Source organism: Stenotrophomonas sp. SbOxS2 (genome assembly GCF_013416715.1).
Classification (GTDB): Bacteria; Pseudomonadota; Gammaproteobacteria; order Xanthomonadales; family Xanthomonadaceae; genus Stenotrophomonas; species Stenotrophomonas lactitubi.
Window position 1 is genome coordinate 1 of the sequence record NZ_JAAVXD010000002.1, and the last position, 20,887, is coordinate 20,887.

The 20,887-nt window shown below is 67.6% G+C and carries 17 protein-coding genes; 10 read left to right on the plus strand and 7 right to left on the minus strand.

What is annotated here, in order from left to right; all coding sequences use genetic code 11:
• Positions 1-361: 361 nt before the first annotated feature.
• Entirely contained in the window at positions 362-1,570 is a 1,209-nt protein-coding gene (gene tyrS / locus HFK18_RS03165; RefSeq protein ID WP_032977018.1) for a tyrosine--tRNA ligase, read from the minus strand.
• Positions 1,571-1,737: 167 nt separating this feature from the next.
• On the opposite strand from tyrS, the gene HFK18_RS03170 reads away from it, so the two are divergent.
• Together HFK18_RS03170 and HFK18_RS03175 are read left to right on the plus strand one after the other, a co-directional pair.
• The gene (locus HFK18_RS03170; protein WP_089241321.1) at positions 1,738-3,207 is read left to right on the plus strand and encodes a peptidoglycan DD-metalloendopeptidase family protein; all 1,470 of its coding nucleotides are present in this window, start codon (positions 1,738-1,740) and stop codon (positions 3,205-3,207) included.
• A gap of 64 nt (positions 3,208-3,271) precedes the next feature.
• Positions 3,272-4,399: an anhydro-N-acetylmuramic acid kinase gene (locus tag HFK18_RS03175; RefSeq protein WP_180164341.1), complete on the plus strand. Its 1,128-nt coding sequence runs from the start codon at positions 3,272-3,274 to the stop codon at positions 4,397-4,399.
• A 44-nt stretch (positions 4,400-4,443) separates the two neighbouring features.
• Here HFK18_RS03175 and HFK18_RS03180 read toward each other — a convergent pair whose 3' ends face one another.
• The 3 genes from HFK18_RS03180 to HFK18_RS03190 all read right to left on the minus strand — a co-directional run bounded on the left by HFK18_RS03180 (position 4,444) and on the right by HFK18_RS03190 (position 6,853).
• Positions 4,444-4,674, minus strand: coding sequence for a hypothetical protein (locus tag HFK18_RS03180; protein WP_025879428.1), 231 nt, complete (start codon positions 4,672-4,674; stop codon positions 4,444-4,446).
• A 77-nt stretch (positions 4,675-4,751) separates the two neighbouring features.
• A complete protein-coding gene (locus tag HFK18_RS03185; RefSeq protein ID WP_180164342.1) occupies positions 4,752-6,056 on the minus strand; it encodes an MFS transporter in 1,305 nt (434 codons plus the stop codon).
• A complete protein-coding gene (locus tag HFK18_RS03190) occupies positions 6,053-6,853 on the minus strand; it encodes an exodeoxyribonuclease III (RefSeq protein WP_099819668.1) in 801 nt (266 codons plus the stop codon). Before HFK18_RS03190 ends, HFK18_RS03185 begins: the two co-directional genes overlap by 4 nt.
• A 163-nt stretch (positions 6,854-7,016) precedes the next feature.
• Between HFK18_RS03190 and pyrE the strand changes: the two genes are divergently transcribed.
• The 8 genes from pyrE (at position 7,017) to HFK18_RS03230 (ending at position 16,464) form a co-directional block, all read left to right on the plus strand.
• Complete coding sequence (gene pyrE, locus HFK18_RS03195) at positions 7,017-7,676, plus strand: orotate phosphoribosyltransferase (RefSeq protein ID WP_025879424.1); 660 nt, start codon at positions 7,017-7,019, stop codon at positions 7,674-7,676.
• Positions 7,677-7,695: 19 nt separating this feature from the next.
• Complete coding sequence (locus tag HFK18_RS03200; RefSeq protein WP_180164344.1) at positions 7,696-8,355, plus strand: hypothetical protein; 660 nt, start codon at positions 7,696-7,698, stop codon at positions 8,353-8,355.
• Between the two features lie 176 nt (positions 8,356-8,531).
• Positions 8,532-8,624, plus strand: coding sequence for a potassium-transporting ATPase subunit F (locus tag HFK18_RS03205; protein ID WP_005407770.1), 93 nt, complete (start codon positions 8,532-8,534; stop codon positions 8,622-8,624).
• Between the two features lie 12 nt (positions 8,625-8,636).
• On the plus strand, positions 8,637-10,346 hold the full coding sequence (kdpA, locus tag HFK18_RS03210) for a potassium-transporting ATPase subunit KdpA (RefSeq protein WP_180164346.1): 1,710 nt from the start codon (positions 8,637-8,639) through the stop codon (positions 10,344-10,346).
• Between the two features lie 10 nt (positions 10,347-10,356).
• The gene (kdpB, locus tag HFK18_RS03215) at positions 10,357-12,417 is read left to right on the plus strand and encodes a potassium-transporting ATPase subunit KdpB (protein ID WP_180164348.1); all 2,061 of its coding nucleotides are present in this window, start codon (positions 10,357-10,359) and stop codon (positions 12,415-12,417) included.
• Positions 12,414-13,058, plus strand: a complete 645-nt coding sequence (gene kdpC / locus HFK18_RS03220) for a potassium-transporting ATPase subunit KdpC (RefSeq protein WP_180164350.1) — start codon at positions 12,414-12,416, stop codon at positions 13,056-13,058. Before kdpB ends, kdpC begins: the two co-directional genes overlap by 4 nt.
• A gap of 51 nt (positions 13,059-13,109) precedes the next feature.
• Positions 13,110-15,770, plus strand: coding sequence for a sensor histidine kinase KdpD (locus HFK18_RS03225; protein ID WP_180164352.1), 2,661 nt, complete (start codon positions 13,110-13,112; stop codon positions 15,768-15,770).
• The gene (locus tag HFK18_RS03230; protein WP_025879418.1) at positions 15,751-16,464 is read left to right on the plus strand and encodes a response regulator transcription factor; all 714 of its coding nucleotides are present in this window, start codon (positions 15,751-15,753) and stop codon (positions 16,462-16,464) included. The genes HFK18_RS03225 and HFK18_RS03230 overlap by 20 nt, the downstream gene beginning before the upstream one ends.
• 221 nt (positions 16,465-16,685) lie before the next feature.
• Here HFK18_RS03230 and HFK18_RS03235 read toward each other — a convergent pair whose 3' ends face one another.
• From HFK18_RS03235 to coaBC, 3 genes are read right to left on the minus strand one after another with little or no spacing between them, the layout of a single operon-like run.
• Positions 16,686-19,034 carry a phosphomannomutase/phosphoglucomutase gene (locus HFK18_RS03235; protein WP_180164354.1) on the minus strand — a complete coding sequence of 783 codons (2,349 nt, stop codon included), beginning with the start codon at positions 19,032-19,034 and terminating at the stop codon, positions 16,686-16,688.
• Positions 19,035-19,046: 12 nt separating this feature from the next.
• Entirely contained in the window at positions 19,047-19,535 is a 489-nt protein-coding gene (dut, locus tag HFK18_RS03240; RefSeq protein ID WP_089241345.1) for a dUTP diphosphatase, read from the minus strand.
• Positions 19,532-20,794, minus strand: a complete 1,263-nt coding sequence (gene coaBC, locus HFK18_RS03245; protein WP_089241347.1) for a bifunctional phosphopantothenoylcysteine decarboxylase/phosphopantothenate--cysteine ligase CoaBC — start codon at positions 20,792-20,794, stop codon at positions 19,532-19,534. Before coaBC ends, dut begins: the two co-directional genes overlap by 4 nt.
• Positions 20,795-20,887 lie beyond the last annotated feature (93 nt).

Below are 20,887 nucleotides of genomic sequence, written 5' to 3' on the forward strand. Positions count from 1 at the left end.
GGGAAGTGGCCTCAGCGCCGTTCCCGTGTGCTGCGAAGTTTCCTTCGTAGCGAGCCGCCTATTATGCCGGACTTTTCGAGTCCGTCAACACCTTTCGTTCGATCATCTCGTTCGGCGGTGATGGCGTCCCTTGTGCCGCTGAAGCCCCTTGTTGGCGACCCCTGCGACGGGGGAGGGAAAGTATGTCCCTATTCGCGGCCTTTGTGAAGGGGGTGTGGCAACTTTTTTCATCGGATGTTGCATCCGTTCATGCAGAAGGTCCTGGCAGGGACTATTCCGCGGAGAGCAGAAGCAGCCGAGCGTGGGCTCGGCTCTACAAGAGCACAAGGAAGGGCCGGCTTGCGCCGGCCCTTCCTTGTTGTCAGGCAGCGACCAGGCGCACGCGGGCGAAGGTGCGCTTGCCGACCTGCAGCAGGCCCTCGAAGCCCGGCTGCAGCACCTGCTGGCCGTCTTCCACCACTTCGCCGTCCACCTTCACCGCACGCTCCTTGAGCTTGCGGTTGGCCTCGGAGTTGCTCGGGGTCAGTCCGGCAGCGGTCAGCAGAGCCGCGATGCGCAGGCCCTCGGCCGGGATCGCCACGTCCTGCAGCGGCAGCTGGGTGATATCGCCCTGCCCCGTGACAGCCGCTTCCCAGCCGGCAATCGCCTGTTCGGCGGCTGCAGCGTCGTGGAAGCGGGTGGCCAGTTCACGGGCCAGGCGCAGCTTCACCACGCGCGGGTTCAGGCCTGCGGCGATCTGCTCGCGCAGGGAGGCCGCTTCGGCCTGGCTGATATCGAAGGACAGCAGCTCGATCCAACGCCACATCAGGGCGTCATCCACCTTCATGGTCTTGGTGACGATGTCGATGGCCGGTTCGCTGATGCCGATGTAGTTGCCCAGCGACTTGGACATCTTGTTGACGCCATCCAGGCCTTCCAGCAACGGCATGGTCAGCACCACCTGCGGCTTCTGGCCGTGGTGCTCCTGCAGGCCACGGCCCATCAGCAGGTTGAACTTCTGGTCGGTACCGCCCAGCTCGACGTCCGCTTCCAGGGCCACCGAGTCGTAGCCCTGCACCAGCGGGTACAGGAATTCGTGGATGGCGATGGACTGCTGGGCGGCGTAGCGCTTGGCGAAGTCGTCGCGCTCGAGCATGCGCGCCACGGTGTGCTGGCCGGCCAGGCGGATCATGTCGGCCGCGCTCATCTTGCCGAACCACTCCGAATTGAAGCGGACCTCGGTGCGGCTGCGGTCCAGCACCTTGAACACCTGCTCTTCATAGGTGCGGGCGTTGGCCAGCACGTCGTCGCGGCTGAGCGGCTTGCGGGTGAGGCTCTTGCCGGAGGGGTCGCCGATCATGCCGGTGAAGTCGCCGATCAGGAAAATGACCTGGTGGCCGAGGTCCTGGAACTGACGCATCTTGTTCAGCAGCACCGTGTGGCCCAGGTGCAGGTCAGGCGCGGTGGGGTCGAAGCCGGCCTTGATGCGCAGCGGGCGGCCTTCCTGCAGGCGCGCGCGCAGATCCTCGAGCTTGAGGATCTCGTCGGCACCGCGGCCGATCAGGGCAAGGGCTTCTTCAATCGAGGACACGTGACTACTCCCGGCAACGCCGTTTCTTATGTGGGGTGTTAAAGCGAAGTTAACCCGATCGGCTTCACAAAAGCCAATAGGCACAAGGGTTTGACGCGAATTTGTTAGGTGTCTATGTTACCGGCGTTTGGGCCCGCGTTCCCGGGTCAGCCAGAGACCGACATCTGATGCTCAATTCCGATCAAGGCCGCGCACGCAAGCAGCGCTTCCAGGAACGACTCCACGTCCTGCACGACAACGCCCTGCACCGGAAGCTGAGGCAACACCTCCCCGCTGCGTTCAATGAGCGCTGGACGCGCCGTCATTGGATGCACGCCAGCCTGTTTGTGACCATCGGCGCACTGGTAGCCACCATCGTGCCGGGCTTCTCGCACACCATCGATGCCCCCTACGCCGACAGCCACACCAGCCTGGCCCTGCCGTTGCCCCCGCTGGCAATGGCCCGCCAGCAGCAGATCCCCGGTGACAGCTGGCAGGTGCTGCGGGTACAGCGCGGGCAGACCCTGAGCGACCTGTTCGACAAGGCCGGTATCTCCGCGACCACCCTGCACCGGGTGCTGGACCATCCAGGTGCGCGCGAATCGCTGACCAAGCTGCGCCCGGGCGCCGAGATCGCCTTCGACATGCCGCTGTCCGGTGACCTGCGCAGCATCCGCTTCGACCGCGATGCCGACAACCGGGTCGAGCTGAGCCTGAGCGGCGATGACATCAAGGAAACGGTGACCAAGCGCGAGACGTCCACGCGGACGGTGGTTACCAGTGGCGAGATCACCAGTTCGCTGTATGCGGCTGCGCGTCGCGCAGGACTGTCGCCATCGGCAATCGCGACGATGACCGACGACATCTTCAAGTACGACATCGACTTCTCCAAGGACCTGCAGCCGGGCGACCGCTTCAGCGTGGTGATGGACGAGACCTGGCGCGAGGGCGAGAAGGTCGATACCAGCAAGATCCTGGCCGCGACCTTCACTACTGGCGGCAAGACCTATTCCGGCTTCCGCTTCGACCGCAACGGCAAGTCCGAGTACTACGACATCAGTGGCCGTTCGCTGAAGAAGAGCTTCATCCGCATGCCGATCCCGTTTGCGCGGCTGAGCTCGACCTTCGGCGCGCGCAAGCACCCGGTGCTGGGCAAGATGCGCATGCACAAGGGCGTGGACTATGCCGCGCGCACCGGTACCCCGATCATGGCCGCCGGCGACGCGCGGGTGCAGTTTGTCGGCGTGCAGCGCGGTTACGGCAACGTGGTGATCCTCGACCATGGCCGCGGCCACACCACCCTGTACGGCCACATGTCGCGCTTTGCCGGGATCAAGAACGGCCAGCGCGTGGCCCAGGGCACGGTGATCGGCTACGTCGGCTCGACCGGCCTGGCGACCGGCCCGCACCTGCACTACGAATTCCGGGTCAACGGCGAGCACCGTAACCCCCTGACGGTGACCATGCCGCCGCCGGAGCCGCTGAAGGGCGCCGAGCTGGTGGCCTTCCGGGCGCAGACCGCGCCGGCGATGGCCCGCATCCAGGGCATGGAGAAGCTGATCTACGCCGACGCCAGCCCCGCCCCGGCCGCCGAAAGCGCGACCACCGAGGTGGCCAGCGCCAAGGACAAGGCGCCGGCAGGCCGCAAGCGCGGCTGAGCCCTGCGTTGACGAAGGAGGACACGGCAGCACAAGCTTGCCGTGTCCTTTTTTTATGCCCGCCATGAACACCACTGCCGATCCGTCCCTCCCCCTCTACCTGGGCCTGATGTCAGGCACCAGCGCTGACGGCATCGATGCCGCGCTGGTGCAGTTCCCGGCCGACGGAGGTTGCCGCTTCGTGCATGGGCTGACCGCCCGCTGGGAGCCGGTGCTGCGGGCGCGGCTGGTAGCGCTCGGTGAAGGCGGTCCGCTGCAGTCGCTGGAAGAGCTGGGCGAGCTGGACGCGCGGATTGCGATCAGCTTCGCCGCCGCCGCCAACCAGCTGCTGGACGAAGCCGGTTTCGAGCGTTCGCAGGTGCGGGCCATCGGCTCGCACGGGCAGACGGTGCGCCATCGACCGCTGGCCGATCCGGCGTTCACCCTGCAGCTGGGCGACGGCAACCGCATCGCCGAACTGACCGGCATCACCACCGTGTGCGATTTCCGCCGCCGCGACGTTGCCGCCGGCGGCCATGGCGCGCCGCTGATGCCGGCCTTCCACCTGGGCATGCTGGGTGCGGCCGATGAAGACCGTGCGGTGCTGAACCTGGGCGGGATCGCCAACCTGACCCTGATTCCGCGCGAAGGCGTCGTGCGTGGCTTCGATACCGGCCCCGCCAATGCGCTGATGGATGCCTGGTGCCAGCGCCATACCGGGCGCAGCTTCGACGCTGACGGTGCCTACGCGGCCAGTGGTGCGGTGGATGACAGCCTGCTGGCTGGCTGGCGCGCGGACCCGTGGTTTGCGCTGCCGCCGCCCAAGAGCACCGGGCGCGAGCAGTTCCACCTGCCGTGGGCCGAAGCGCACATGGAGGAAGGCCAGTTTGCCGCCGCCGATGTACAGGCGACGCTGCTGGAGCTGACCGCGGCGACGGTGGTGGATGCGCTGCTGGCCCAGCAGCCGGACACCCGCCGGGTACTGGTATGCGGCGGCGGTGTGCGCAACGCGCAGTTGATGCGGCGGCTGGCGGCGCGACTGCCGGGCGTGGTGGTCGAATCCACGGCACTGCACGGGCTGGACCCGGAGTATGTGGAGGCGATGGGGTTTGCGTGGCTGGCGCAGCGGACGATGGACGGGCTGGCGGGCAACCTGCCGAGCGTGACCGGGGCGAAGGGGCCGCGGATTCTCGGGGCGATCCATTTGGCATGAAGTGACGCCATCCGCCGGGCATGGCCCGGCGACCCGACATCAGATCAATCGAAGCCTTGGCCGGCAGGGAGGGCCTGCAGTGCGGCGATCGCGTCGGACAGGGCGTCGACTTCAGGATCGCCGAAACCGGAGCGGACCTCCAGTTCACTGCTGAACAGGCCCTGCTCCAGCAGGACCGCGCAGGTTTGTTCATGGGTCCAGCCTCGGGCAACCGAGACCCGTTTGATGCGTTCCAGCAGCAGCGGGTCCAGGTCCCGCAGCACTACGTCGGCCATGCTCACTTCCCCGTTCGCAAGGCACCGCCCCCTCGGCGCGTCGGGGCGATCATCCCGCAGTAAGCGCGGACAGGCAATCAGGCGGCGGGTGACGGTCCACGATCAAGGATGCGTGGCCACAGCCAGGCCAGCAGCAGCATGGTCGGCACCACCGTGACGGCGCTGAGCATGAAGAAGGTGCTGTAGGACGTCGCTTCCACGATGTAGCCGGAGACGCCGCCGACGAACTTGCCCGGCAGGTTGGCCAGCGATACCAGCAGGGCGTACTGGGTCGCGGTGAAGTTGCGATCGGTCAGCGAAGACATGAATGCCACCAGCACCGTGCCGGCGAAGCCCTGGAACAGGTTGTCGGCACTGAGCGCAGCGTAGAACGCCCACAACTGCCCCGGATTGTGCGCCATCAGCAGGAAGGCCAGGTTGGACAGGGCTACGCCCAGCGCCGCGACAAGCAGCATCCGGCGGAAACCGAAGGCGGCGACGGCGATACCGCCAATGAACGCGCCACCAATACCCATCCACACGCCGAACAGCTTCGATACGGTGGCGATGTCGGCCTTGTCGAAGCCCGAGTCGAGATAGAAAGGTCCGGCCATCACGCCGATGACCTGGTCGGGAAACTTGAAGAACCCGACGAACGCGAGCAATGCCAATGCCAGTGCCATGCCGTTGCGGCTGAAGAAGCTGGTGATCGGCTGTACGAACGCTTCGGCAATGTCGATGCGGCGTTGGACGGCGTTGGCCGGACGCTCGGGCTCGCGGCAGAACAGGGTGGTGATGATCGGCACGATCATCAGGGCGGCCATGGCCAGGTAGGCAATGATCCAGCCTTCGAACTGCGCGAGGTACAACGCGCCGGCACCGGCCAGGATCAGGCCGATGCGATAGCCCAGCGTGTACGTGGCGGCCAGGGCGGCCTGCGCGGTCTGCGGCGCGATCTCGATGCGGTAGGCGTCGACCACCGAATCCTGGGTGGCGCCTGCAAACGACGCCACCAGTACCCAGGCCACCAGCGGCCACACGCCCTGCTCCGGCCGCACGAACGCCAGTGCAACCAGGCCCACCAGCACCAGGATCTGCGAGACCAGCAGCCACGAGCGGCGGCGGCCGAGGAAACCCAGCAACGGAAACGCGTAGCGATCCAGCAGGGGCGCCCAGACGAATTTGAGCAGGTAGAAGAAGCTGGCCAGGCTGATCAGGCCGATGCTGCCCAGATCGAGGCCGACATCGCGCAGGCGGGTGGACAGGGTCTGCGAGGCGATCAGCAGGAACGGCAGGCCGCTGCCGAAGCCCAGCAGGGCCATGGTGAGCGCCGAGGGCGTGCCGAACGCACGCTTGATGCCGGCCCAGCCCTTGTAGCCGGCCGGCTTGGCAGCCTCGGTCACAGGTCGTAGTCCACGATGAACGGTGCGTGGTCGGAGAAGCGCTGGTCGCGGTAGATCGAGCAGCTGCGCAGGCGGTCACGCAGGCCTGGGGTGATGAACTGGTAGTCGATTCGCCAACCCACGTTGTTGGCGCGGGCGGCGCCACGGTTGCTCCACCAGGTGTAGTCCTCGCCGGTCGGATTGAGCAGGCGATAGGCATCGGCCCAGCCGCGACCGCTGGCCACATCGGTGGCCTGGCCGTGGTCGGCGCACAGGGCATTGAGCCAGTCGCGTTCTTCGGGCAGGCAGCCGGAGTTCTTCTGGTTGGACTTCCAGTTCTTGATGTCCAGCGCCGAGCGGACGATGTTCCAGTCGCCACACAGCACGTAGTCGCGGCCGCTGCGCGCCCACTCTTCGAGGATCGGCCGCAGCCACTCCATCACTTCGAACTTGAAGCCCTGCCGCAGGTCACCCGAGCTGCCGGACGGAATATAGAAGGAGACCACGCTGAGGTTGCCGAAGCGGGCCTCGATGTAGCGGCCTTCGTCGTCGAACGGCGCCCAGCCCAGCGAGGTGATGACCTGGTCCGGTTCGCGCTTGCTGTAGATCGCCACGCCGCTGTAGCCCTTCTTGGTGATGGCATCGCGGTAGAAGCAATGGTGGCCGTCCGGGCGGAACATCGGGTCGGTCAGCTGGTCTTCCTGGGCCTTGGTCTCCTGGATGCAGAGGACGTCGGCGTCCTGGCCACGGAACCAGTCGAGGAAGCCCTTGGTGGCGGCCGAACGGATGCCATTGGCATTGAAACTGATGATGCGCATGCGGAAGAACCTACGGCGGGAAACCGGGCAAGCATACCGGTTGCCTGCCGGGCTGAGCAGCCCGCGGGGGCCGCCCCGGATACCCGCGTGAAGGGGCCGGACGAGCGCAGAAAGCCCAGCTGGATTAGGATTTGCGCTCCAAATGAAGATGAATCGAGTTTTGATGAGCGACCACCGTCACCGTTTCCTGCAGCTGGCCCTGACCGCCGATGCCCTGCGCTTCGGCCAGTTCACCCTCAAGTCCGGCCGGCTGAGCCCCTATTTCTTCAACGCCGGCCGTTTCGACTCCGGCTCCCTGCTGTCGCAGCTGGGGGCGTGCTATTCCGACGCCATCGACGCCACCGGGATCAAGTACGACGTGGTGTTCGGCCCGGCCTACAAGGGCATTCCGCTGGCCACCGCAATGGCCTGCGAGCTGGCCCAGCGTGGCCGCGACCTGCCGCTGTCGTTCAACCGCAAGGAAGTGAAGGACCATGGTGAAGGCGGCCAGTTGATCGGCGCCGACATGACCGGCAAGCGCGTGCTGATCGTCGACGACGTGATCACCGCCGGCACCGCCATCCGCGAGGCGCTGGCGATCATCCGCGCCGCGGGCGGCATTCCGGCCGGCATCGTGGTGGCCCTGGACCGCCAGGAGATCGCCTCGGACAGCGACCATCGCTCCGCCGCACAGGCCGTGGCCGAAGAAGCCGGCATCCCGGTGATCGCCGTGGCGACGCTGGCCGACCTGCTTGATTTCGCGTCCGGAAATCCGGAACTTGTAGGCTACCGGCAGCCGCTGGAGGCCTATCGCGCCCAGTACGGCGTCCGTTCCACGCGCTGACCACCAGGGGGAAGGTCGCATGTTCCGAGTTCCTGCCATCGTCGCCGCCAGCCTGCTGCTGGTGATGCCGCAGATGCTGCTGGCACAGTCCGGCGGCAAGGCTGCAGACAAGAAGCTGTACTGCTGGAACGAGGGCAAGGAGCGGATCTGCAGCGATGCGCTGCCAGCCGATGCGGTCAACCACGCCCGCGATGAGTTCAGCGCCAACAGCGGCCTGCGTAATGCGCAGGTGCAGCGCGCGTTGAGCGATGAGGAACGCGCTGCCGCCAGCACGGCGGCGGCGCAGGCCCAGCTGGACCAGATGGCCGAACAGACCCGCCAGCGCACCGAACAGGCGATGCTGACCACCTACGGTGATGAGAACGCGCTGCGGCGCGTGTTCGCCGAGCGCCAGGAGGTGCTCGACAACAACCTCAAGACCGCCCAGTACAACGTGGCCAGCCTGCGCGATTCGCTGGTGGCCCTGCTTGCTGCCGCCGGTGACCGCGAACTGGCCGGCGGCAAGGTGGTCGACAAGCAGGCCCAGGCGATCGCCCAGCGCCATGCGCAGCTGAAGTCGCAGCAGCGGCTGCTGGCCAGCTTCGAACAGCAGCAGCAGGCATTGAAGGTCGAGATCGAAAGCAGCCTGCAGCGCTATCGGCAGCTGAAGGGCGTGGCACCGGCGAGCCAAGCCCCGTGATTGCCGGTAGAGCCGAGCGTAGGCTCGGCTCTACAGCAGGCGGGGCTGGTTACGGGTTGGCCCACGGAATTTATGCACTCTTTACGCGTCGGCCCGGTCCGGCGCGTAGTGCGTTTATGGGGGTGGGGACGACGATGACGGCCTGAGGTGGAGGGGTTCCACCAGGTCTCAATTCCATGTCCCCCTGGCTGTCGTTGCTGTGTGGCGTGCTGGTGCTGGTTGCCGCCGCCTATCTTCTTTATGTCGTGCTGCGGCCCGAGTCGTTCTGAGCGGAGCCTGCCATGACTGAAATTCTTGCCATTCTTGCCGCCAGCCTGCTGCTGGCCTGGCCCCTGGGCCTCTATCTTGCCCGGGTGATGCGCGGCACGCCGATGAAGGTCGACGTGCTGTTCCACTGGATCGAAAAGCCGCTGTACAAGGTGCTCGGCGTCGATCCTTCACGTTCGATGTCCTGGCGGGGCTACGTGCTGGCGTTCGTGCTCAGCAACGTGGTGATCGCGGTGCTGACCCAGGCCGTGTTCATGACCCAGGCGTGGTTGCCGTTGAATCCGGACCAGATCCCGAACATGCGCTGGGACACGGCGCTGCACACGATGATCTCGTTCCTGACCAACACCAACCAGCAGCACTACTCCGGCCAGGCGCAGCTGTCCTACTTCTCGCAGATGACCGGCATCACCGGCCTGCAGGTGGTGACGCCGATGATGGGCCTGGCGCTGGCCGTGGCGACGCTGCGGGCGTTGTTCTCGCGTGCGCCGAAATCGGTCGCCGCGCCCGTCGCGGGCGATGACCGCCAGGTGGCGGTGGGCAATTACTACACGGACGTCGTGCGCTTGTGCGTGCGCTTCCTGTTGCCGCTGTGCCTGGTATGGACGCTGCTGCTGACCAGCCAGGGCGTGCCCTCCACGATGGCCGGCGGCCCGCAGGCCACGCCGATCGACGCCAGTGCCGGCATGGCGCAGCAGAAGCTGCCGCTGGGTCCGGTTGCGGCGATGGTCGCGGCCAAACAACTGGGTGCCAATGGTGGCGGCTGGTATGGCCCGAACAGCAGCTTCCCGCTGGAGAACCCGACCCCGGTGTCGAACATGCTGGAGGTGATCGGCATCCTGCTGGTGCCGATGGCGGTGATCTTCATGATCGGTGCGTTCACCGGGCGCCGTCGTTTCGGCGCGCTGGTGTTCAGCTGCATGCTCGGCATGTCGCTGCTGTCCACCGGCGCGATGGTGTGGAGCGAGGGCCATAGCGCCAGCGCGGCCACGCCGCTGCTGATGGAAGGCAAGGAAGTGCGCTTCGGCGCCGATGGCACCGCGCTGTGGGCGGCGGTGACCACCCAGGTCTCCAACGGTTCGGTCAACGGCATGCACGATTCGCTGAGCCCGCTCTCTGGCGGCCTGGCAATGGTCAACATGCTGGTCAGCGCGATCTGGGGCGGCATCGGCTGCGGCCTGCAGCAGTTCATCGTGTACCTGCTGCTGGGTGTGTTCCTGGCCGGGCTGATGACCGGCCGTACGCCGGAGCTGTTCGGTCGCAAGCTGGAAACGCCACAGGTGCGCCTGCTGGCCCTGCTGGTGCTGCTGCAGCCGATCACCCTGCTGCTGTTCACCGCGATCACGCTGGCCGTGCCCGGTCTGGCCGGTACCTCCAATCCCGGTTTCCACGGCATCAGCCAGGTGTTCTACGAGTATGTCTCGGCCTACGCCAACAACGGCTCGGGCTTCGAGGGCCTGGGCGACGCCACGCCGTGGTGGAACCTGAGCTGCTCGCTGGTGCTGCTGCTGGGCCGCTTCCCGCTGCTGATCATCCCGCTGGTGGTGGCCGCGCAGCTGGCCGCCAAGCGGCAGGCCCCTGAATCGGCTGGCAGCCTGCAGATCGAAACGCCGACGTTCGCCCTGACCCTGGTCTCGGTGATCGTCATCCTGACCGTGCTGCAGTTCATGCCGGCGCTGGTACTCGGCCCGATCGCCGACCACCTGAGCCTGGGACTGCACTGAGGACACCCCCATGAGTAGTCACGCAACCGCAAACCGTTCCTCTTCCGTGGCGTCCCGCCCGGCCCTGCTCGATGCCGCCGGCCTGCGCCGCGCGCTCATCGAGGCCGTACGCAAGCTTTCGCCGATGCACCTGGTGCGCAGCCCGGTGATGGCGGTGGTGATGGCCGGCACGATCGTCGCCGCGATCATCACCCTCACCGGCAATGCGCCACTGGGCTTCGGCCTGGCGGTGACGGCGATCCTGCTGGTGACCGTGCTGTTCGGCAATTTCGCCGAGGCCGTGGCCGAGGCACGTGGCCGTGGTCAGGCCGCCTCGCTGCGCCGCGCCCGCCAGGACCTGGTGGCGCGCCGTCTGGCGTCGGCGCAGGCCGGTGCAAGTGAAACCCAGGTGCCCGCCGCGGAACTGCGCCCCGGCGACCACGTGATCGTCAGTGCCGGCGAGCTGGTGCCGGCCGACGGCGAGATCGTGCAGGGCCTGGCCACCATCAACGAAGCGGCGGTGACCGGCGAGTCGGCACCGGTGCTGCGCGAGGCGGGTACGGATCGCTCCGGCGTGATCGGCGGCACCAAGGTGCTGTCCGACCAGATCGTCGTGCGCATCACCGCCGAGCCGGGGCACAGCTTCCTGGACCGGATGATCGCGCTGGTGGAAGGCGCCAACCGGCAGAAGACACCGAATGAAATCGCGCTGACCCTGCTGCTGGCGGCGATGACGCTGACCTTCCTGGTGGTGGTGGCGACGCTGCCGGCAATCGGTGCCTCGGTGGGCGTCAAGGTGGATCCGCTGCTGCTGATCGCGCTGCTGGTATGCCTGATCCCGACCACCATCGGTGGCCTGCTGCCGGCCATCGGCATCGCCGGCATGAACCGTGCGCTGGCCGCCAACGTACTGGCCAAGTCGGGCAAGGCGGTGGAAGTGGCCGGTGACGTCGACGTGCTGCTGCTCGACAAGACCGGCACCATCACCTACGGCGACCGCCAGGCGAGCCACTTCCATGCACTGGCCGGGATCGACGCCGACCAGCTGCGTGAGGCAGCGCTGCTCTCTTCGCTGGCCGACCCGACGCCGGAAGGCAAGTCGATCGTGCGCCTGGCCCGTGAGCAGGGCTGCACCACCGCCGAGCCGGACCAGGCCGACTACCTGGCCTTCAGCGCGCAGACCCGCATGTCCGGTGTCGACCTGCTGCACGGCCGGCAGATCCGCAAGGGCGCTGCCGATGCGATCCGCACCCATGTGCTGGCGCTCGGCGGCACCGTGCCGGCGGAACTGGCCGGGCGCGTGGACCAGGTCGCACGCAATGGTGCCACGCCGCTGGTGGTGGCCGAGGGTCGCCATGTGCTGGGCGTGATCGAGCTGTCGGACGTGGTCAAGCACGGCATGCGCGAGAAGTTCGCACAGCTGCGGGCGATGGGCATCCGCACGGTGATGATCACCGGCGACAACCCGCTGACGGCCGCCGCGATCGCTGCCGAAGCCGGTGTGGACGACTACATCGCCGAGGCGCGGCCGGAGGACAAGCTGGCACGCATCCGTGCCGAGCAGGCCGGTGGCCGCCTGGTGGCGATGGTCGGCGACGGTACCAACGATGCGCCGGCGCTGGCCCAGGCAGACATCGGCCTGGCGATGAATTCGGGCACGCAGGCGGCCAAGGAGGCCGGCAACATGGTCGACCTGGATTCGGATCCGGCCAAGCTGCTGGCGGTGGTGGAGGTGGGCAAGCAGCAGCTGATCACCCGCGGCGCGCTGACCACGTTCTCGCTGGCCAACGATGTATCCAAGTACTTCGCGATCCTGCCGGCGTTGTTTGCCGCCACCGTGCCTGCGATGGCCGCGTTGAACGTGATGCAGCTGTCGAGCCCGCGCAATGCGGTGCTGGCGGCGCTGATCTTCAATGCCCTGGTGATTCCCGCCCTGATTCCGCTGGCGCTGCGCGGTGTGCGCTTCCGCCCGGCCACCGCAACGGCGCTGCTGCGCCGGAACATGCTGGTGTACGGCCTGGGTGGCGTGCTGCTGCCGTTCGCGGCAATCAAGTTGATCGACCTTCTTCTTGTCCTGGTATTCGGCGCATGAACCGTTCTGACTCCCCTTCCCTTTCCCGCGAGCTGAAGAGCGAGGCGCGCGTGGCGACGCTGCAGGATGGCGCCAGCTGGCGCCCGGCCATCGGCCTGGGCGTGGCCACCCTGCTGCTGGCCGGTGCGGTCTACGCCGGCATCGCCACAGGTTTCGCCGGCCTGTCCTTCCCGGCGCAGGCCGAAGGCAGCCTGCTGCGTGATGGCAGCGGCCAGGTGCGTGCTTCGGCATGGCTGTCGCAGCCATTCACCGGCGATGGCTACTTCCAGGCAAGACCGTCGGCGGCCAACTACGACCCGATGGCAGCGGCCGGTTCCAACCTGGCTCGCAGCAACCCGGCGCTGGCCGAACGCGTGGCGGCGAGCACTGCGGCAGTGGCCGCGCGCGAAGGCGTAACGCCTGCGCAGGTACCTGCCGATCTGGTCACCCAGTCCGGCGGCGGCCTCGATCCCCAGCTGTCGCCGGCGGCAGCACAGCTGCAGGTGGCACGCGTGGCGCGTGCACGAGGCCTGCCGGTGGAGCGCGTGCAGGCGCTGGTGAAGGCCAACACGCAGGGCCGGCAATGGGGCGTGTTCGGCCAGCCACGAGTGAACGTGGTGACGCTGAACTTCGCCCTGGACCACGCGGCACGCGCGCCGTGATGCAGGGCTGCACCCGCTGCGCGCACAATGGCGACCATGACAGCGGCTCCCATGACTGATCTGCGGACCCGCCAGGCCAATGCCCTGGTGGAAGGCCTGCAACGCGAAGCCGGTGGCAAGCTCACCGTGTTCCTCGGCGCTGCGCCCGGCGTAGGCAAGACCTACGCGATGCTGACCCGCGCGCAGGAACAGCTGCGACGTGGCGTGGACCTGGTAGTGGGGCTGGTGGAGACCCACGGCCGTGCCGATACCCAGGCCCTGCTGGAAGGGTTGCCGCGGTTGCCGCTGAAGGACGTGGCCTACCATGGCCACGTCCTGCAGGAGATGGATCTGGACGCCGTGCTGGCACGCAGGCCGGCGCTGGTGCTGGTGGACGAGTTGGCCCATCGCAATGCGCCGGGCAGCCGCCATGAACGGCGCTGGCAGGACGTGATGGAACTGCTGGACGCCGGCATCGACGTCTGGACCACGGTCAACATCCAGCATCTGGAAAGCCTCAACGATGTGGTGATGCGCATCACCGGCGTACGCGTCAGCGAGACCGTGCCCGACGGCGTGCTCGACCGCCTGCACGACATCGTGCTGGTCGATCTGCCGCCGCGCGAACTGATCGCACGCCTGCAGCAGGGCAAGGTGTACGTGCCCGAGCAGGCCGCGCAGGCACTGCAGGCGTTTTTCTCGCCGGCCAACCTGACCGCGCTGCGCGAACTGGCGATGCAGGAAGCGGCCGACCGCGTCGACAGCAGCCTGCGCGAAGCGCGCGCCGCGCGCGGTGAGAGCAATCTGCCGCTGCGACGTGGTGTGCTGGTGGCGATCGATGGCGGCGGCCAGAGTGAATACCTGGTGCGGGTGGCGCGACGCATCGCCGAACGCCGCGATGCACCGTGGACGGTGGTGACGGTGCAGGGACGCCGCCAGGACGAAGCAACGCGGCGCGAGATCGATGCGGCGTTCGCGCTGGCCCGCCGCCTCGGCGGCGAAGCCGAGCTGCTGCACGGCTCCAGCATCGCCGACGCATTGCTCGACCACGCCGCGCACAACGGCGTATCGACGCTGGTGCTGGGCCGCACCCGCGAGCGACCACTGGCGCGGATGTTCAACCGCACCCTGACCCAGCAGCTGATCCAGCGCGGCGCGCACTACGAGATCACCATCATCAGCACGCCGCAGGCGCGTGCGCGTTCCCGTCGTGAGGGGCTGCTGCCACCGATGCGTGGGATCAGCCACGAGCCGTTGCAGGCGCTGTTGGCTACTGCGCTGGCCTGCCTGGTGGCGTGGCTGGCCGAACGCTGGGTGGGCATGGCCGATCTGTCGATGGTGTTCATCGTGGCCGTTGTGGTGGTAGCCGCGCGTACCCGCGCCAGCGTCGCGGTGATGGCGGCGATCCTGTGTTTCCTCGCCTACAACTTCCTGTTCATCGCGCCACGCTTCACCTTCGCCATCGGCGCACGGCAGGGCGTGATCACCGTGTTCCTGTTCCTGGCGGCGGCACTGGTTGCCGGACGCCTGGCGTCGCGCCTGCGCATGCAGGTGATCGCCCTGCGCGCGGCCAACCGCCATGCGCGTGCGCGCCAGCAACTGGGCCGGCAGCTGGCCAGCGCAGCCGGCAACGGTGAAGTGGCACAGGCCGGCCGGCATGCGCTGGAACAGGCCATGGATGTTCCGGCATGGCTGCGGATCGGCGCCGATATCGCCGCCGGTGGCCGTCACCTGCCCGGTGATACCGACCTGGCAGCGGCCGACTGGGCCCTGCGCCATGGCCAGCCCAGTGGCCGCTTCACCGATACCCTCGCTGGCGCGCAATGGTGGTTCCTGCCGCTGTTGGACGGCGAGGACCGTGCGATCGGCGTGGCCGGCCTGTACCTGCCGGGTGCGCAGGCGCGGCTGCTGCCCGAACAGCGCCAACTGGCCGAAGCGATGGTTGATGACATCGCCCAGGCCGCCTTGCGCACGCGCCTGGTGGCCGAGCTGGAACAGGCGCACGTCAGCAACGAGACCGAACGGCTGCGCTCTGCCCTGCTCTCCTCGGTGTCGCACGACCTGCGTTCGCCACTGGCGGCGATGATCGGCTCGGCCGACAGCCTGGCCAGCTACGGCGCGGCGATGGATCTGGCCGACCGCCGCGCCTTGCTGGACACCATCCTGGTAGAAGGCGAGCGCTTGGACCGCTACATCCAGAACCTGCTGGACATGACCCGGTTGGGCCACGAGGGCCTGAAGATCAACCGCGACTGGATAGGCGTGGATGAGCTGATTGGTTCGGCCGCCCGCCGCCTGCAGCGTTACCAGCCGAAGGTGCGGCTGGAGCTGGATATTCCGGCGACGCTGGCACCGATCTGGGTGCATCCGGCACTGGTCGAGCAGGCAGTGTTCAATGTGATGGAGAACGCTGCCAAGTTCTCGCCGGCCGATGCCGCCGTGCAGGTGCTGGCGCGCGAACTGGATGGTCAGCTGCGTATCGACGTGATCGATGCCGGCCCCGGCATTCCCGACGACGAGCGCGCGCGGATCTTCGATATGTTCTACAGCGTCGAACGCGGCGACCGCGGCCGCCACGGCACCGGCCTCGGCCTGACCATCTGCCAGGGCATGATCGGCGCGCATGGCGGCAGCGTGCAGGCGCTGCCCGGGCGCGACGGTCGCGGTACCCTGATCCGCATCACCCTGCCCCTGCTCAAGCCAGCCTCCCACGATGAGTCCGACCCCGACTGACGCCAGCGCGCCGGCCCCGCGCGTGCTGGTGATCGACGATGAAACCCAGATCCGCCGGTTCCTGGACATCAGCCTGCGCGCGCAGGGCTACCAGGTGCGCCAGGCTGCGACCGGCCAGGAAGGCCTGCAGATGGCCGCCAGCGAGGACATGGACCTGGTGATCCTGGACATCGGCCTGCCGGACATGGAAGGCCACGAGGTGCTGGAACAGCTGCGGCAGTGGAGCCAGGTGCCGGTAATCATGCTGACCGTGCGTGCCGGTGAAACCGAGAAGGTGCGTGCACTGGACAACGGCGCCAACGACTACGTGACCAAACCCTTCGGTACCCAGGAGCTGATGGCACGGGTGCGGGCGCTGCTGCGCACACGCAGCGTGCCGACCGATGGCACGCCGCCGGTGTTCGACGACGGCCACCTGCATGTGGACCTGGTGCGCCGCGAAGTGGCGATCGATGGCGAACTGGTGGCGTTGACCCGCAAGGAGTACGCGTTGCTGTCGCTGCTGCTGCGCAATGCCGGGCGCGTGGTGACCCAACCGCAGATCCTGCAGGAAATCTGGGGACCCACCCACCAGCACGACACCCACTACCTGCGCATCCTGGTCGGCAAGCTGCGGCACAAGCTGGGCGATTCGGCGCTGGATTCACGCTACCTGTTCACCGAGCCCGGTGTGGGGTTGCGGTTCAAGGGGTGAGGTGTGCCGACCAACGGTCGGCACCCACCAGACAAGTAGATCCACGCCATGCGTGGATGGACATCCATTGAAGCGCATCCACGCATGGCGTGGATCTACTGTGTCGACCAAGGTCGACACCTACCAAGAGCAGCCGGACCCACCCCGCCATCCCGCAGGAAGCCAGCGGTTGAAGACGTTGACGTGGATTCGGCGGGTGCCGGGCGCAGCCCGGCGGCACCTCAGAATCCCAGCGGGGTGTCGCCCAGCACCGGCTGCAGCTGGCTGCGGAACAGCGCCTGGATGCGTTCCAGTGCCGCTTCGTCGTTGCCTTCGAAGCGCAGCACCAGCACCGGCGTGGTGTTGGACGCGCGCACCAAGCCCCAGCCGTCGGCGAAGTCCACCCGCAGGCCGTCGATGGTCGACAGGCGACCGCCGACATACGGGTTGTCCGGCGACTGCGCAGCAGCCACCAGCATCGCCACCAACGCATGCGGGGTTCCCTCGGCCACCGGCACCTTCAGCTCCGGCGTCGCCACCATTTCCGGTAGTTCGGCCAGCACTTCGTCCGGCGCTTCTTCGCGCTGGGCCAGGATCTCCAGCAGGCGTGCAGCGGCGTACAGGCCATCGTCGAAGCCGAACCAGCGCTCCTTGAAGAAGAAGTGGCCGCTCATCTCGCCCGCCAGTTCGGCGTCGGTCTCGCGCATCTTCGCCTTCATCAGCGAGTGCCCGGTCTTCCACATCAACGGGCTGCCGCCATTGCGCAGCACGTGATCGGACAACTTGCCCGTGCACTTCACGTCGTAGATCACCATCGCGCCCGGGTTGCGCATCAGCACATCGGCGGCGAACAGCATCAGCAGACGGTCGGCGTAGATGATCTTGCCTTCAGCGGTGACCACGCCGAGGCGATCGCCATCCCCATCGAACGCCACGCCGAGGTCGGCGCCGAAGCGCTTGACCGTCTGCACCAGGTCTTCCAGGTTGGCCGGTTCGCTGGGATCGGGGTGGTGGTTGGGGAAGGTGCCGTCGACATCGCAGTACAACGGAATGACTTCGGCGCCGATCGCTTCCAGCAGCTGCGGCGCGAGGGCACCGGCCACGCCGTTGCCCGCGTCGGCGACCACCTTCAACGGGCGGTCCAGCTGCACGTCATCGGCAATACGCTGGATGTAATCGGCGGCGACCTCGCGCTGCTGGTAATCACCCGGCTCCGCAGCCTGGACCAGACGGCCTTCGACAATGCGCTGGTAAAGGTCGGTGATCGCATCGCCGGACAGGGTCTCACCACCGATGACGATCTTGAAACCGTTGTAGTCCGGCGGATTGTGGCTGCCGGTGACCGCTACACAGGTACCGGTGCGCAGGTGGAAGGCGGCGAAATACACCACCGGGGTCGGCGCCAGGCCGATATCGATGACCGTACAGCCGGCACGCCGCAGGCCTTCGGCCAGCCCCGCCGACAGTTCCGGACCGGACAGGCGGCCATCGCGGCCGATCACCACCTCGCGCAGGCCCTGCTCGAGGGCGACGGTGCCAATGGCCTGGCCGATCAGCGCGGCGGTGCGCGCCGTCAGTTCGCTGCCGACCACGCCGCGGATGTCGTAGGCGCGGAAGATGCCCGCAGCCAGTTCCTCAGCGGGAACCGGTGGCGGCGGAGGCGGCGCAGCCTCGGCCACTGCCTCGCCGGGTACCGTCGGCGGCGCCATCTGCAGGCTTTCACGCAGGGTCGGGCCGTGATCGGCGTCGGCCACCGCGCTGCGCCGGCTGGGCAGCGGCAGTGACTTCGGCAGTCGGCCACGGCCTACCACCAGCAGTACCGCGATGAAGGCCAGCAGCAGGGCGACAATCGCGCTGGCCAGGGCTCCCAGTCCCAGTGGGCCGGGTTCCACATTGGGCACCCCGGCGGCCAGTCGCAGCGGGGTTCCGGCCACCGGGCGCGCCATTGCCTCGGCGCTCTCGGACAGGCCGGTATCGCCCTGCACCACGATGTTGTGCGTTCCCTGGCGCAGCGCCAGGAAACCGTTGCCGGGGGCGCGCACCTGGTCCAGCGGTGCGGTCAACCGCAGCAGCGGCTGGCGCACATACACCACCGCCGGTCCGACACCGGCCAGCTGTACCGGCGCGGCCAGACCCAGACGGTTGCCGCCGCCATCGCGGACCACGCGCAGGGTTGCCTTGCCATCGGCCAGCGCCGATTCCAGCAAGGCCAGACGTGCATATCCAAAGGTGGCCGCATCGACGTAGCCCGCGGCCAGGTCAGCGCCCAGCACCTCCACCTTCTCGACGCCGGTCCAGCTTTCCCGCAGCGCCAGCGCGGCGCCGGCGGCATCACCCGCCTGCAGCGCCTGCTGGACGCGGTCGCCCTTCAACTGCTGCTGCAGCTGTTGCAACTGGCCGGAGGCGGCCTGCTGCAGCCCTTGCACGGCCTGGTCGCGCGCCTGTTCCAGCGCGTCCCCGCTGGCTGCCTGCCGCCACTGCTGTACCGCGCTCCAGCCGAACCAAGCGGCCAGCAGTACCAGCAGCACACCCAACAATGGCGCGCTCCGTCCCAACGACTTTCCCCGCTGTGCTTCCCCGATGCCGCTCATCGATGTCCCCTGTCAACGCACCCCGGTATGGCCGAATCCACCCGTTCCCCGCACGCTGTCGGTGAAAGTATCCACCACCTGCAGGCTGACGCGGGCAATCGGCACGACCACCAGCTGCGCGATGCGATCGCCCGGCTCGATGGTGAAGGCCTCGCGGCCGCGGTTCCAGACACTGATCAGCAGCGGCCCCTGGTAGTCGGCGTCGATCAGGCCGGTGCCGTTGCCGAGCACGATGCCATGGCGGTGGCCCAGGCCCGAACGCGGCAGGATCACCGCACACAGATGCGGGTCGGCGATATGGATGGCCAGCCCGCTGGGGACCAGTGCGGTATCGCCCGGCTGCAGGGTCAGCGCGGTTTCCAGCGCCGCGCGCAGATCCATGCCGGCGCTGGCTTCGGTGGCATAGGCCGGCAGCGGCCAGCTGTCACCGAAGCGCGGGTCGAGCAGCTTGACCTGCAACGGTTGGGGGGTGAATCCGTGGGTGTTGCTTGCCTGGGTCATGCCTGGAGTCTCCGCGCGATCAGCGCCAGCAGTTGTTCGGCCAGCTCACGCTTGGAAGTAGCCGGGAATACCTGTTCGCCATCCTGCCAGAAGGCCGTGGCGGCATTGTTGTCGCTTTCGAAACCACCGCCGCTGATGCCCACCTGGTTGGCGATCACCAGGTCCAGGCGCTTGTCGACCAGCTTGCCGCGCGCATATTTCTCCACATCGTGGGTCTCGGCGGCAAAGCCGACCACCAGCTTCAACGACTGCGTCTGCGCGGCAACCTCGGCCAGGATGTCCGGGGTGCGCACCAGCTCGATCACCAGCGACTGGCTGTCGGCGGTCTTCTTCAGCTTCTGCGCGGCCACCTGGCGCGGGGTGTAATCGGAAACGGCAGCAGCACCGATGTAGATGTCGGCCGGCAGCGCATTCAGTACCGCCTCGCGCATCTGCGCCGCAGAGCGCACATCGATGCGCTGCACGCCGGGCGGCGTCGGCAGCTGCACCGGGCCACTGACCAGCACCACCTGGGCACCGAGCCCGGCGGCAGCGGCGGCCAGCGCGTAGCCCATCTTGCCGCTGCTGCGGTTGCCCACGTAACGCACCGGATCGATGTCTTCATAGGTCGGGCCGGCGCTGATCAGCAGGCGCAGACCCTGCAGCGCATGCGTCTCCGGCGCTGCAGCGACGGCGGCAGCAGTGCCGTTGGCGGCCAGGGCGGCGACGATGTCGCCCGGCTCGGCCAGACGGCCAGGGCCGGACTCGCCTTCGGCCAGCGGCCCATCGACCGGACCGATCACCTGCGCGCCACGCTGGCGCAGCAGGGCGATATTGGCCTGGGTGGCCGGATGCAGCCACATCCGATGGTTCATCGCCGGGCACACGGTCAGCGGCGCGGTGCTGGCCAGGCACAGGGTGCTGACCAGGTCGTCGGCGTGGCCCTGGGCAAGGCGTGCCAGCAGGTCGGCGGTGCCCGGCGCAATCACGATGCGATCGGCCCAGCGTGCCAGTTCAATGTGGCCCATGGCCTGTTCGGCCGCGCTGTCCCACAACGTGGTGCGGGTCGGCTGGCCGGAAAGGGCCTGGAAGCTGAGTGGTGTAACGAACTGCTGGGCGCCGGCCGTCATCGCCACCTGCACCAGCGCACCGGCATCACGCAGGCGTCGAACCAGTTCCAGGGCCTTGTAGGCCGCGATCCCGCCGCCGACACACAAGAGCAGTTTCTGGCCTTCCAGCGCGCGGATCCGCGTCGGGGAAGCGTTGGGAGAATCAGCCACCTGGAATTCCTGTGCAAACGAGGGCGTTAGCTTACCCGAAGGCCAGCAACGTCCCGGTGCACGCAGCACATAGCGGGCGGCTATCAGCACATG

Bases quoted from the DNA above. Each gene is read 5' to 3' on its own strand.
- HFK18_RS03190 (WP_099819668.1), bottom strand. From the start codon at position 6,853: ATGCGCATCATCAGTTTCAATGCCAATGGCATCCGTTCGGCCGCCACC.
- kdpA (WP_180164346.1), top strand. From the start codon at position 8,637: ATGACTGAAATTCTTGCCATTCTTGCCGCCAGCCTGCTGCTGGCCTGG.
- HFK18_RS03230 (WP_025879418.1), top strand. From the start codon at position 15,751: ATGAGTCCGACCCCGACTGACGCCAGCGCGCCGGCCCCGCGCGTGCTG.
- HFK18_RS03180 (WP_025879428.1), bottom strand. From the start codon at position 4,674: ATGGCCGACGTAGTGCTGCGGGACCTGGACCCGCTGCTGCTGGAACGC.
- HFK18_RS03200 (WP_180164344.1), top strand. From the start codon at position 7,696: ATGTTCCGAGTTCCTGCCATCGTCGCCGCCAGCCTGCTGCTGGTGATG.
- pyrE (WP_025879424.1), top strand. From the start codon at position 7,017: ATGAGCGACCACCGTCACCGTTTCCTGCAGCTGGCCCTGACCGCCGAT.
- HFK18_RS03175 (WP_180164341.1), top strand. From the start codon at position 3,272: ATGAACACCACTGCCGATCCGTCCCTCCCCCTCTACCTGGGCCTGATG.
- kdpB (WP_180164348.1), top strand. From the start codon at position 10,357: ATGAGTAGTCACGCAACCGCAAACCGTTCCTCTTCCGTGGCGTCCCGC.
- HFK18_RS03205 (WP_005407770.1), top strand. From the start codon at position 8,532: ATGTCCCCCTGGCTGTCGTTGCTGTGTGGCGTGCTGGTGCTGGTTGCC.
- HFK18_RS03225 (WP_180164352.1), top strand. From the start codon at position 13,110: ATGACTGATCTGCGGACCCGCCAGGCCAATGCCCTGGTGGAAGGCCTG.
- dut (WP_089241345.1), bottom strand. From the start codon at position 19,535: ATGACCCAGGCAAGCAACACCCACGGATTCACCCCCCAACCGTTGCAG.
- kdpC (WP_180164350.1), top strand. From the start codon at position 12,414: ATGAACCGTTCTGACTCCCCTTCCCTTTCCCGCGAGCTGAAGAGCGAG.
- HFK18_RS03170 (WP_089241321.1), top strand. From the start codon at position 1,738: ATGCTCAATTCCGATCAAGGCCGCGCACGCAAGCAGCGCTTCCAGGAA.
- HFK18_RS03235 (WP_180164354.1), bottom strand. From the start codon at position 19,034: ATGAGCGGCATCGGGGAAGCACAGCGGGGAAAGTCGTTGGGACGGAGC.